The organism is Saccharopolyspora sp. NPDC003752 (assembly GCF_053605825.1).
Map to the genome: position 1 here is coordinate 84,186 of NZ_JBSGJZ010000019.1, position 12,066 is coordinate 96,251.

At 70.6% G+C, this 12,066-nt stretch carries 9 protein-coding genes; 4 read left to right on the top strand and 5 right to left on the bottom strand.

The genetic code is table 11. From position 1 onward, the window contains the following. Positions 1 to 140: 140 nt before the first annotated feature. On the top strand, positions 141 to 968 hold the full coding sequence (locus ACWEV3_RS24210; RefSeq protein WP_452616107.1) for an isocitrate lyase/PEP mutase family protein: 828 nt from the start codon (positions 141 to 143) through the stop codon (positions 966 to 968). A gap of 110 nt (positions 969 to 1,078) precedes the next feature. Here the strand turns inward: ACWEV3_RS24210 and ACWEV3_RS24215 are convergent, their stop codons facing one another. After that, on the bottom strand, positions 1,079 to 3,004 hold the full coding sequence (locus tag ACWEV3_RS24215) for an acyl-CoA dehydrogenase family protein (protein WP_452616108.1): 1,926 nt from the start codon (positions 3,002 to 3,004) through the stop codon (positions 1,079 to 1,081). A 231-nt stretch (positions 3,005 to 3,235) separates the two neighbouring features. Here ACWEV3_RS24215 and ACWEV3_RS24220 point away from each other — a divergent pair, with 231 nt between their 5' ends. Beyond that, positions 3,236 to 3,772, top strand: a complete 537-nt coding sequence (locus ACWEV3_RS24220; protein WP_452616109.1) for a nuclear transport factor 2 family protein — start codon at positions 3,236 to 3,238, stop codon at positions 3,770 to 3,772. Between the two features lie 54 nt (positions 3,773 to 3,826). Here the strand turns inward: ACWEV3_RS24220 and leuS are convergent, their stop codons facing one another. Together leuS and ACWEV3_RS24230 are read right to left on the bottom strand one after the other, a co-directional pair. Then, positions 3,827 to 6,715 (bottom strand): leucine--tRNA ligase, encoded by a 2,889-nt coding sequence (gene leuS / locus ACWEV3_RS24225; protein ID WP_452616110.1) that lies wholly within the window; start codon positions 6,713 to 6,715, stop codon positions 3,827 to 3,829. A 193-nt stretch (positions 6,716 to 6,908) separates the two neighbouring features. After that, the gene (locus ACWEV3_RS24230) at positions 6,909 to 7,973 is read right to left on the bottom strand and encodes an esterase-like activity of phytase family protein (RefSeq protein WP_452616111.1); all 1,065 of its coding nucleotides are present in this window, start codon (positions 7,971 to 7,973) and stop codon (positions 6,909 to 6,911) included. Positions 7,974 to 8,039: 66 nt separating this feature from the next. Here ACWEV3_RS24230 and ACWEV3_RS24235 point away from each other — a divergent pair, with 66 nt between their 5' ends. Together ACWEV3_RS24235 and ACWEV3_RS24240 are read left to right on the top strand one after the other, a co-directional pair. Then, positions 8,040 to 8,453, top strand: a complete 414-nt coding sequence (locus ACWEV3_RS24235; RefSeq protein ID WP_452616112.1) for an SdpI family protein — start codon at positions 8,040 to 8,042, stop codon at positions 8,451 to 8,453. Positions 8,454 to 8,517: 64 nt separating this feature from the next. Continuing rightward, positions 8,518 to 9,486, top strand: a complete 969-nt coding sequence (locus ACWEV3_RS24240) for a magnesium and cobalt transport protein CorA (RefSeq protein ID WP_452616113.1) — start codon at positions 8,518 to 8,520, stop codon at positions 9,484 to 9,486. Positions 9,487 to 9,777: 291 nt separating this feature from the next. Here ACWEV3_RS24240 and ACWEV3_RS24245 read toward each other — a convergent pair whose 3' ends face one another. Both ACWEV3_RS24245 and ACWEV3_RS24250 read right to left on the bottom strand, forming a co-directional pair. After that, a complete protein-coding gene (locus tag ACWEV3_RS24245) occupies positions 9,778 to 10,353 on the bottom strand; it encodes a YqgE/AlgH family protein (protein WP_452616114.1) in 576 nt (191 codons plus the stop codon). Between the two features lie 205 nt (positions 10,354 to 10,558). Then, positions 10,559 to 12,007 (bottom strand): CCA tRNA nucleotidyltransferase, encoded by a 1,449-nt coding sequence (locus ACWEV3_RS24250; protein ID WP_452616165.1) that lies wholly within the window; start codon positions 12,005 to 12,007, stop codon positions 10,559 to 10,561. Positions 12,008 to 12,066 lie beyond the last annotated feature (59 nt).

Below are 12,066 nucleotides of genomic sequence, written 5' to 3' on the forward strand. Positions count from 1 at the left end.
TGCCTCTCAAACATTTCGGCATCCGTCGTACCTCCCTGTGACGCACGGGAGCCGCCACGGTTCCACCTGAGATCCACTTCTTGTTCATCCGCTGGTCACGGCGGAGAACGCTTGTCGGCCGAGCGTGGTGGACTGGGAACATGACGACCACCCAGCAGGACAAGGCAGAACTCTTCCATTCGCTGCACACCGACCGGGCCCCGCTGGTCCTGGCGAACGCCTGGGACGTGGCCAGCGCGCGGCTGGTCGAAGAGGCCGGGGCCGCGGCGGTGGCGACCACCAGCGCCGGCGTCGCGTGGAGCCTCGGCGCGGCGGACGGCAACGCGCTCGACCGGGGGCTCGCCGTCGAGCTCATCGCGCGCGTCGCCGCCGCAGTGGACCTACCGGTCACCGCGGACATAGAAGGCGGCTTCGCCGAAAGCGCCGGCGGCGTCGGGGAAACCATCCGCCTGGTGCTGGCGGCGGGCGCGATCGGCGTCAACATCGAAGACGGCGTCGGGCCGTCGCTGCGCCCGGTCGAGGAGCAGGTCGCGCGCATCACCGCTGCCCGCGCGGCGGCCGACGAAGCGCAGATCCCGCTGTTCATCAATGCGCGCACCGACCCGTTCCTGCGCCCGGTCCACGACGACCCGGCCGAGCGGTTGCGCGACGCCATCGGCCGCGCGGCCGCCTACGCGGAGGCCGGGGCGTCCGGGATCTTCGTCCCCGGCACCACCGATCTGGCGGTGGTCGCCGAGCTGGCGAAGAACATCGAACGGCCGCTGAACGTCCTGGCCGGGCCGGGCGCACCCGCCGTCGCGGAACTGGCGGAGGCGGGAGCGGCCCGCATCAGCCTCGGCGCGGCGGTGGCGCAGGCGGCGTACGCCGTGGCGCGCAAGGGGATTCGGGAGGCGCTGGAGCACGGCACCTACGGTTCGATCGCGGACGCCGTGGACTTCGGCGGCTTCAACGCCCTGTTCCGCAGCTGACCGGCACGACGAACCCCACGTCCACATCGGACATCCACCGGTAGGTGCGCGGTCCGGCCACGGGTGGAGGGCTCCCGATTCCAATCGGGAGCCCTCCGGCACCGGGAGGATCACCGGGCGTCGTGCGCGCGCTGGGCGTCTTGGCGGTCGGCTTCCGCTCCCGTGGCGATCGGGGCCGTGAGCCACTGGCGCGGGATGCCGAAGCCCGCCACCAGGTCCACCGCGTGCGGGCGGAGCCGTCCGCACAGCGCGTTGACCGCCTCCGTGATCGCCTTCGACCGGCGCGGCGAGATCCGCTCGTGCTCCAGGAACCAGGCGCGGTCCGCCTCGATGTTGGACAGCACGTACAGGTCGCAGAGCTCGTTCAGCAGCGCGGCGGTGCGCCGGTCGCGGCAGCGCTCGATCGCCGCGACGAACGCCTCCAGCACGATGCGGTCCACGTGCGCGCGAGCGGCGCGCAGCACGTGGTCCTGCGCGTTGTTGAAGACCTCGAACGCGTTGTCGCGGTTGGCCTTCCGCAGGCGGCGGCCCAGGCCGTCGAGCACGTGCCGCTCGCGGTCGTCGAACATCTTCAGCTGCCAGCCGCGGTCGAGGATGTCGTCCTTGCCGGAGCCGTCGATGATCCGCTGCACCAGGGAACGCGTCGCGGTCCGCTCGATCACCGCGCCCACGAACTGGTCGGCGATGAACTTGGCCATGCCGAGCGTGCCCAGGTCGTCGAACTGGTCCTTGTAGTTCGTCAGCAGGCCCTTGGCGACCAGCTGCAACAGCACCGTGTTGTCGCCCTCGAACGTGGTGAAGACGTCGGTGTCGGCCTTGAGCTGCGCCAGCTGGTTCTCCGCCAGGTAGCCCGCGCCGCCGCAGGCCTCGCGGCAGGTCTGGATGGTCTGCGTCGCGTGCCAGGTCGAGACGGCCTTCAGCCCCGCGACGCGGGATTCCAGCTCGCGCTGCTCGCGCTCGCCGCTGGGCGCGTCGTGCAGGGTGGCCACCAGCTCTTCCTGCGCGAAGTGCAGGGCGAACGTCTTCGCCAGCGCGGGCAGGAGCTTCCGCTGGTGCGCCAGGTAGTCCAGCACCACGGCCTCCTCGCCGGTGCCGGGCCGCTCGAACTGGCGGCGGGCGTCGCCGTAGCGCAGGGCGATCTCCAGCGCCAGCTTGGTCGCGCCGCCCGCGGTGCCGGCGACCGAGATCCGGCCGCGGATCAGGGTGCCGAGCATGGTGAAGAACCGCTTGCCCTTGCTGCTGATCGGGCTGCGGTAGGTGCCGTCCGGTTCGACGTCGCCGTAGCGGTTGAGCAGCGCCTCGCGCGGCACCCGCACCTGGTCGAAGTACAGCCGGCCGTTGTCGACGCCGTTGAGCCCGGCCTTGCGGCCGCAGTCCTCGATCCGCACGCCCGGCGCGGGCTGCCCGGCCTCGTCCCGGATCGGCACCAGCAGCGCGTGCACGCCGTGGCTCTCGCCGCCGGTGATCAGCTGCGCGAAGACCACCGCCAGCCGGCCGTCCCGCGCGGCGTTGCCGATGTACTCCTTGCGCGCCGCCTCGTGCGGCGTGTGCACCACGAATTCCTGCGCAGCCGGGTCGTACGTGGCCGTGGTGCGCAGGTTCTGCACGTCGGAGCCGTGGCCGGTCTCGGTCATCGCGAAACAGCCCGGCAGGTCCAGGCTCATGATGTCGCGCAGGTAGCGCTCGTGGTGGCGCTCGGTGCCCAGCGCGACGACCGCGCCGCCGAACAGTCCCCATTGGACGCCGGCCTTGACCATCAGGGACAGGTTGCCGGGCAGCATCTCCAGCGACACCACGGAACCGCCGGTGTCGCCGCGGCCGCCGTAGGCGACCGGGAAGCCGAGGTCGGTGATGCCGGACTTGGCCAGCAGGCGCAGCTGTTCGAGGGTCTGCGCGCGGTGGCTCTCGGTGTCGAGGCCGTCGGCCGGCGGCAGCGGGACGCCGTCGAGGGTGTCGCGGACCTGCTTGCGGACGTCGGCCCAGCGGCCGTCCAGCAGCGTCGCGAGCTCGCGTGCGTCGAATCCGGAGCTTCCCATCGCGGCCTCCACTCGTCGGTACCGGCTGCTCCGAGCGTAGTTACTCGTCAGTAACCCTGCCATGTGAGCTAGCTCGCCGCGCCACCGGACCCGGTGAGCGTCTCGTTGGGGGAGTGCGGATCGGCCGGACGCGGCAGAAGATCACTAGGGCGCCGGCACCGGCGGCCACCGCAATCACCCCGTTGCAGTTCGACACCCGCTGTTCTCACGAGGTTCAGGAGGTGCAGTTGCATGAGCTCGGACCCCGGCAACACCGATCTCGGCGCGATCTTCGACGAGCACTTGGCCGACGAGTTCGTCATGAAGGACGTGGCCGCGACGATGGCGACGATGACCAGGAAACCCGTGGTCAACCACGTGCCCACCACGGCGGGCGGCGTCGGCCGGGCCGCCGTTTCCCGGTTCTACCGCGACCACTTCATCGGCCAGTGGCCCGACGACATCAACATCACCCGCTTGTCGCGGACCGCCGACGCCGAGCGCGTGGTCGACGAAATGGTCATCACCTTCACCCACGACCGGGTCATCGACGCGCTGCTGCCCGGCATCGCCCCGACCGGCCGCCAGGTGGAGATCGCCGCGGTGGCGGTGATCGGGTGCGCGAACGGCAAGGTGGCCTACGAGCACGTCTACTGGGACCAGGCATCGCTGCTGGTCCAGGTCGGGCTCCTCGACCGCGACGGACTGCCGGTCACCGGCGCGGAGCAGGTCAAGGCCCTGCTCAACGACGGACCCCTGAACCTCCTGCAGCCCGCGAAGAGCAGATGAGCTCCCGACGAAGGGCGCCTTCACCGAGAAGGCGCCCTTCGGCCAGACAGAGACTCAGGCGACGACGTTGACCAGGCGGCCCGGGACGACGATGACCTTCCGCGGGTCCTTGCCGTCCAGCGCGGCGACGATCTTCTCGTCCGCCAGCGCGGCCGCCTTGACGGCGTCCTGGCCGGCCGACGCCGGCACCACGATGCGGGACCGCACCTTGCCGTTGACCTGGATCGGGTACTCCAGCGTGTCCTCGACCAGGTACTGCTCGTCGGCCACCGGGAACGGGCCGTGCGCCAGGCTGTCGCCGTGCCCCAGCCGGGCCCACAGCTCCTCGGCCAGGTGCGGCGTCAGCGGCGCGACCATCAGCACTAGCGGCTCCACCACCGACCGCGGCGTGCCCGCCGCCGACGAGTACGCCTTGGTGATCCGGTTGTTGAACTCGATCAGCTTCGCCACCGCGGTGTTGAACCGCAGCGCCGAGTAGTCCTCCCGGACCCCGGCGATGGTCTTGTGCAGCGCGCGCAGCATCTCGGTGTCCGGCTGCTCGTCGGTCAGCCGCAGCTCACCGCTGTTCTCGTCGACGACGTTGCGCCACAGCCGCTGCAGGAACCGGTGCGAGCCGATGACGTCCTTGGTCGCCCACGGCCGCGAGGCCTCCAGCGGGCCCATCGCCATCTCGTACAGCCGCAGCGTGTCCGCGCCGTAGGCGTCGGCCATCTCGTCCGGGGAGACGGAGTTCTTCAGGCTCTTGCCCATCTTCCCGAACTCGCGGTTGACCTCCTGGCCGTTGTGGAAGAACTTGCCATCACGCTCCTCCACCTCCTCGGCCGGGACGTACACACCGCGCGAGTCGGTGTACGCGTAGGCCTGGATGTAGCCCTGGTTGTACAGCCGCCGGTACGGCTCCTCCGACTGCAGGTAGCCCAGGTCGTGCAGCACCTTGTGCCAGAAGCGGGAGTACAGCAGGTGCAGCACCGCGTGCTCCATGCCGCCGATGTACAGGTCGACGCCGCCCGGGTCGTTGGGGCCGTGCAGCTCCGGGCGCTTGCCCATCCAGTACTGCTCGTTGGCCGGGTCGACGAACCGCTCCGAGTTGTCCGGGTCGATGTAGCGCAGCTGGTACCAGCAGGAACCGGCCCACTGCGGCATCACGTTGGTGTCCCGCTTGTAGTGCTTCAGCCCGTCGCCCAGGTCCAGCTCCACCTCGGCCCAGTCGGTGGCCTTGGCCAGCGGCGGCGCCGGCTCGCTGTCGGCGTCCTCCGGTTCGAAGGTGCGCGGCGAGTAGTCCTCCACCTCGGGCAGCTCGACCGGCAGCTGGTCCTCCGGCAGCCCGCGCGGGATGCCGTCCTCGCCGTAGACGATCGGGAACGGCTCGCCCCAGTAGCGCTGCCGCGCGAACAGCCAGTCGCGCAGCTTGTACTGGACGGTGCCCCGACCGTGGCCGTGATCCTCCAGCCAGGCGATGACCGTCTTCTTCGCGTCGGCGATGTCCAGGCCGTCCAGGCTCAGCCCGGTGGTCTCCGAGGCCGAGTTGATCGCCGGGCCGTCGCCGGTGAACGCGTCGCCGTCGAAGCCGTCCGACGGCTGCACCGTGCGGATGATCGGCAGGCCGAAGACGGACGCGAAGTCCCAGTCCCGCTGGTCCTGGCCGGGCACCGCCATGATCGCGCCGGTGCCGTAGCCCATCAGCACGTAGTCGGCGATGAACACCGGGATCTGGCTGCCGTTGACCGGGTTCGTCGCCCAGGCACCGGTGAAGACGCCGGTCTTCTCCTTGTTCTCCTGGCGGTCCAGGTCGGACTTCATCGACGCCGCGCGCCGGTACTGCGCGACCGCCTCCGCCGGGGTCGCCGCGCCGCCGGTCCAGCGGTCGTCGACCTCCGCGGGCCACGCTGTCGCGGTCAGCTCGTCGACCAGCGGGTGCTCCGGCGCCAGCACCATGTAGGTCACGCCGAACAGGGTGTCCGGGCGGGTGGTGAACACCTCGATGTGGTCGGCCGAACCGTCCAGCGGGAACCGGACGTTGGCACCCTGCGAGCGGCCGATCCAGTTCCGCTGCATGGTCTTGACCTTGTCCGACCAGTCCAGCCGGTCCAGGTCGTCGACCAGGCGGTCGGCGTAGGCGGTGATCCGCATCATCCACTGCTTGAGGTTGCGGCGGAACACCGGGAAGTTGCCGCGCTCGGTCAGCCCGTCGGCGGTGACCTCCTCGTTCGCGACCACGGTGCCCAGGCCGGGCGCCCAGTTCACCGGCGCCTCGGACAGGTAGGCCAGCCGGTACGAGTCGACGACCCGGCGCTGCTCGACGTCGGTCAGCTCGCCCCACGGGCGGCCGTCCGGGGTGGCGCGCTCACCGGTGGCGAACTGCTCGACCAGCTCGCCGATCGGCCGGGCGCGGCCCTTGCCGCCGCCTGCGTCGGTGTCGTACCAGGAGTTGAAGACCTGCAGGAAGATCCACTGCGTCCAGCGGTAGAACTCGATGTCGGTGGTCGCGACGCGGCGGCGCTCGTCGTGGCCCAGGCCCAGCCGGCGGATCTGCCCCAGGTAGCGCTCGATGTTCTGCTCGGTCGTGGTCCGCGGGTGCGTGCCGGTCTGCACCGCGTACTGCTCGGCGGGCAGGCCGAACGAGTCGAAGCCCATCGTGTGCAGCACGTTGCGGCCCAGCATCCGGTGGTAGCGGGCGTAGACGTCGGTGCCGATGAAGCCCAGCGGGTGGCCGACGTGCAGCCCGGCGCCGGAGGGGTAGGGGAACATGTCCTGGACGAACAGCTTGTCCTCGGGGACGTCGCCCTTGAGTGACCCGACGGGGTTCGGCGCGTGGAACGTGCCGCGCTCCTCCCAGAGTCGCTGCCAACGCTGCTCGATCTCGGTCGCCGTTTCCGCCGTGTAGCGGAACTGCGGGACCTCTTCGGCAACCCCGGTCGTCGAGCCCTCTGCCTGGCCACTCATCGTGTTGCGTCCTTCCCTGCCTTCTCGCCCGAACGCGCGGGTCATGCGCTCTTAGTGTGCCGCCTCCCGAAAATGGAAAACCCCCCAGGCCCTGGTGGGCATGAGGGGTTGCCGCGTCGAAGCGTCGCTACCGGACGTTCAACGCGGCCTCGCAAGAAGCAGACGCGTGCTCACGAGCCCAGGGTAACGCACCTCACCTCACGGACAACGTGATTACCTGCGTGGTCTGGTTCGGGGCGAAGTTGTCGTCGCTGACCAGCACCAGGCTGCGGCGGCCGTCAGGGAGCCGCGGGCCCCAGGTCATGCCCTCGACGTTGTCGATCGTGCTCAGCCCCAGGTCGGCGAGGTCGGCCACCAGCTCCTTGTGGACCGGGCGCACCTCCGCGTCCTGCAACGACGAGACGTCCTGCACGTCCGTCGCGCCGCGGGTGGTGATCCGGTAGATCCGGATCGAGTTGCCGACGCCGGTCACGAACGAGCGCTCCACCACCAGGTACCCGTCGCGGTCGGCCAGCAGCGCGCTGACGCCGTTGTTGGCGAAACCGCCGGTGGGGGACTCGGCGAACACCGGGTCCAGCGGGTAGGCGTACTGGCCCTGCACCTGGCCGGACCGGGACTGCACGGTGATCCGGGACAGCGCGCCGTGCTCGACGGTCGGCGACTCGCCGTCCTGCAGCAGCGGCCCCTCCATCGCGGTGACCACCCGGCTGCCGCCGGCGGCGAACGTCAGGCCCTCCAGCACCTCGTTCTGCTTCGGCCCGGCGGTCGGCTCCATCCGCAGGTTCGCCGGCAGCGGCAGTTCGCGGGAGGAGTGGCCGTCCGCGCCGACGCTGGAGATCGACGGGTCGATCAGCTGCGCGGCCCGCTCGCCCTCGCTGGTCCACCAGATCGTGCCGGACCACGGATCCCAGCGGACGTCCTCCGGGTCCACGGTGCCCTTCGGGTAGGTCGTGCCGTCCGGCCGCAGCAACGGCTTGGTGGCGGTCAGCCGGAAGCCGCCGCCGTCGAAGCGCGCGGTGTAGAACCGCGCGGGCTGCCGATCGGAGCGATCGTCGCTGATCAGCACCCATTCACCGGTGCGCGGGTCGTAGTCGATGCCGGAGAGGCCGCCGACCGTGGTGCCGTCGAACTCCATCGCGTGCGGCAGGGTCAGCTCGCCCACCAGGGCGACCTCGTCGGTCTTCGCCGCCGCCGGTGCCGCCGCGGCGACCAGCAGTGAGACGGCCAGCAGACCGGCCGGGACAATCTTCTTCGCCATGTGGGTCAGCACACCTGACCAGGGTGTCCGGCAGGTAGCGATGAGGTGGCGGCTTACGCTGTCGGGGTGTTCGCTGTTCAGGTGATCCTCTGCGCGCTCTTGGTCCTCGGCGGGGCGGCGCTGCTGTTCCTCGGCTTCCGCGGGCTGCGGGGCCAACTGGTCCGCAACCGCTACATCGGTGTCCGCACCCCCGCCGCCATGCGCAGCGAGGACGCTTTCGAGCTCGCCAACCGGGCCGCCGGGCCCGCGATGCTGGCGGGCGGCGCGATCGCGGTGCTCGCCGGTGTCTCGATGCCGATGCTGGCCGCCGCCTCCAGCGTCGTGATGGTCGCGGTGTTCGGGCTGGTCGGCGCCTTCGCGCTGATGACCGTCGGCGGTGTGGTCGGCAACCGCGCCGCCGAGGCGATGCCCGCGCCGGCGCCCGCCGCCGGCTGCGGTGGCTGCGCGGGCGGCTGCTGCGGCGTGCCCAAGCAGAGCTGACTCGCCGGCGAACACGGGCCACGGCTGCGCCGCGTCACGGCGAAGCCGTGGCAACGTGACCGGCATGCTGAGGTGCACCCGCTTCCGCGACGGCCGCCCCGAGGACATCCCGGGCGGCGAGGCTCTCGACGCGCTGCGCGACGTGCCGGCGGACGCCTTCGTCTGGCTGGAGGTGCCGCCGGAGCGGTTCGACCTGCTGCACGAGGCGGCGCGGCTGCTGAACCTGCCCGCGCTGGCCGTCGAGGACGCCGTGCGCGCCCAGCACCAGCGCGCCAAGTTCGAGCGGTACCCGGGCTGCGAGTTCATCGTCCTCAAGGTCCTCGGCTACGCCGAGGAGAGCTCGGCGGTCAGCACCTCGGAGCTGATGATGTTCCTGACCGAGCGGGTGCTGATCACGGTGCGGCACGGCGACCAGGACCCGGCCACCGAGGCCCACCGGCGGGCCGCCGACCGGCGAGACCTCGTCGCCATGGGCACGCGGGCGATGGTGTACCTGCTCACGGACTCGGTCGTGGACTCCTACCTGGTCATCGCGGCGGAACTCGGCGAGGACCTCGTCGCGCTGGAGCAGCGGGTGTTCGCCCCGAACCGGGACGACCCGACCGAGGACCTGTACTCGCTGAAGCGCGAGGTGCTGGAGTTCCGCGACGCCGTCGAGCCGCTGCTGCCGGTGGCGCACCAGCTGATCCGGCAGGACAACGGCGTGCCCGGGCTGCTCGGCCAGCACTTCCGCAACGTGGCCGACCACGTGATCCGGGCCGAACGCCAGATCGTCTCCTGCGACGAGCTGCTCAACTCGGTGCTCGCCGCCCAGTTCTCCCGGGCCGGGCTGTGGCAGAACGAGGACATGCGCAAGATCTCCGCGTGGGCGGCGATCGCGCTGATCCCGACCATCGTCGGCGCGATCTACGGGATGAACTTCGAGAACATGCCGGAGCTGCACTGGGCCTTCGGCTACCCGCTGGCGCTGCTGGTGATCGTCTGCCTGTGCTGCGTCCTCTACGTGATGCTCCGCCGGAACCGCTGGCTCTGACTTATCCACAGGAAGCTGTCCACAACTCTGTGGATAACTTCGAGATCTGGGGATAACTCACCCACCAATCCACAGGCCCGGGGATGGGTCGCATGGCAGTTTTTCTTTGAAGCGGCGCAGCCGCTTAGCCCACCCACGCAACTCGCACCGCCGCGGGTTCTCAGAGGTCTTCTCGCGAGGACAGCCCCGACGTGGTGAATTGGTCATTCATGATGTCGGGGATCCCACAGCGAGAAGGCCTCTGAGGTTCCGCCACCCGCACCGCCCCGCAAGGTGGGCCGGTACCTGAAATTAGTTGAGCTTGACGTCGCCGGGGTGGGTGGCGAGGAAGGCCAGCGGCGGGCCTTGGCGGCGGAGGACCCGGCCCCAGAGCTCGGTTCCCGGGTCGGCGATGACGTCGTCCGGCAGGGCCGGCACGACGATCCAGTCGCCGCGGTCGATCTCCCCGGCGAGCTGGCCGGGCTCCCAGCCGGCGTAGCCGGCGAAGAACCGGAGGCCGCGGGCCCGGGGGACCAGCTCGGCGGGATCGCCGTCGAGGTCGACCAGGCCGACCGGTCCGCGGACGCCGACCATGCCCGCGACCGCCCCGACGTCCTGGCCCGCGTGGAGCGTGGCCAGGCAGATCGCCGTGCGCTGCTCCACCGGCCCGCCGACGAACAGCGACTGCGGTTCGCTCGCGTGCTCGCCCCACTTCGGCAGCACGTCGTGCACCGCCACCTCGCTCGGCCGGTTCAGCACGACGCCCAGGGTGCCCTCGGCGCGGTGGTGGATCACGTAGACCACCGTCCGCCGGAAGTTCCGGTCCAGCAGCTGTGGGGCAGCGACGAGCAGCGTCCCCGGTTCCACGTCCGCGTCTGATCCCACCATCGCATGATCTCACTGGTTGCCCGTGCACGAACCACCCTGACCGAAACCGGGCCCGCCGGCACCGCCCGGAGAGCCCGGATCCCGGCAACAACTACTGATCAGCAATCAGCGATCGCAGGGAGATTTATTCATCATTAATATTAAAACTCTCTGACCTGTGAAGACTTCTCCGCAGGTTAGGCCAGCGGGGCCGGGCACCGATGGATCAGGGAACCTCGATGCCCTGTTCGCGGGCCCAGTTGAACAGCTCCTCGACGGCCTCGTCGTGGGACATCGGGCCGCGGTCCAGGCGTAGCTCTTTCAGGTGCTTCCAGGCCTGGCCCACGACCGGTCCGGGCTCGACGCCGAGCAGCCGGATGATCTCGTTGCCGTCCAGGTCCGGGCGGACCTTCGCCAGGTCCTCCGCCGCGGCGATCCGCGCGATCCGCTCCTCCAGGTCGTCGTACGCCCGCTGCAGCGCCGACGCCTTGCGCTTGTTCCGGGTCGTGCAGTCCGCGCGCACCAGCTTGTGCAGCCGGGGCAGCAGCGGGCCGGCGTCGTTGACGTAGCGGCGCACCGCCGAGTCGGTCCACTGGCCGTCGCTGTAGCCGTGGAAGCGCAGGTGCAGGAACACGAGGTCGGCGACGTCCTTGATGACGTCCTTCGGGTAACGCAGCGCGCGCAGCCGCTTGCGGACCATCTTCGCGCCGACGACCTCGTGGTGGTGGAAGCTCACGCCGCCGCCCGACTCGAACCGGCGGGTGGCCGGCTTGCCGATGTCGTGCAGCAGCGCCGCCAGCCGCAGCACCAGGTCCGGCGCGCCGCCCGGATCGTCCGCCTGCTCCAGGTCGATCGCCTGGTCCAGCACGGTCAGCGAGTGCCGGTAGACGTCCTTGTGCTGGTGGTGCTCGTCGATCTCCAGCTTCATGGCCGGCAGCTCGGGCAGCACGTGGTCGGCCAGCCCGGTCTCCACCAGCAGCTCGATGCCGCGCCGCGGGTGCTCGCCGCACAGCAGCTTGGACAGCTCGACCTGCACCCGCTCCGGGGTGATCCGGGTGATCTCGATGGCCATGTCGGTCATCGCCGTCACCACCCGGTCGGCCGCGGTGAAGCCGAGCTGGGAGACGAAGCGGGCGGCGCGCAGCATCCGCAGCGGGTCGTCGGCGAAGGAGTCCTCCGCCGCGGCCGGGGTGTCCAGCCGCCGCTCCGCCAGGTCGGCCATCCCGCCGTGCAGGTCGACGAACGTGCGGGCCGGCAGCTCGATGGCCATCGCGTTCACGGTGAAGTCGCGGCGCACCAGGTCGCCCTCGATGGTGTCGCCGAAGGCGACGTCGGGATTGCGGCTGACCCGGTCGTAGGTGTCGGCGCGGAACGTCGTGATCTCCACGGTCGTGCCGTGCCGGTACGCGCCGAGCGTGCCGAACTGGATCCCGGTGTCCCAGATCGTCTCCGCCCAGCCGGTCAGCAGCTCGCGGACCTGCTCCGGGTGCGCGTCGGTGGTGAAGTCCAGGTCGGTGCCCAGCCGGCCCAGCAGCGCGTCCCGCACGCTGCCGCCGACCAGGTACAGCCGGTGGCCCGCGGCGGCGAAGCGCTGCGCGAGCTCCTCGGCGATCGGTGCGACCTTCACCAGCTCCACGACGGCGTTGCGCTGCGCTTGGCGCTCCCGAGCCTGCAGCTCGGCGGGCGTGGCGGAGTCGTGGTGCGGCGAGGAAGGGGACACGATGTACCAGGGTA

Coding starts and splice junctions, on each gene's coding strand:
- ACWEV3_RS24210 (WP_452616107.1), top strand. CDS start 141: ATGACGACCACCCAGCAGGACAAGGCAGAACTCTTCCATTCGCTGCAC.
- ACWEV3_RS24215 (WP_452616108.1), bottom strand. CDS start 3,004: ATGGGAAGCTCCGGATTCGACGCACGCGAGCTCGCGACGCTGCTGGAC.
- ACWEV3_RS24220 (WP_452616109.1), top strand. CDS start 3,236: ATGAGCTCGGACCCCGGCAACACCGATCTCGGCGCGATCTTCGACGAG.
- leuS (WP_452616110.1), bottom strand. CDS start 6,715: ATGAGTGGCCAGGCAGAGGGCTCGACGACCGGGGTTGCCGAAGAGGTC.
- ACWEV3_RS24230 (WP_452616111.1), bottom strand. CDS start 7,973: ATGGCGAAGAAGATTGTCCCGGCCGGTCTGCTGGCCGTCTCACTGCTG.
- ACWEV3_RS24240 (WP_452616113.1), top strand. CDS start 8,518: ATGCTGAGGTGCACCCGCTTCCGCGACGGCCGCCCCGAGGACATCCCG.
- ACWEV3_RS24245 (WP_452616114.1), bottom strand. CDS start 10,353: ATGGTGGGATCAGACGCGGACGTGGAACCGGGGACGCTGCTCGTCGCT.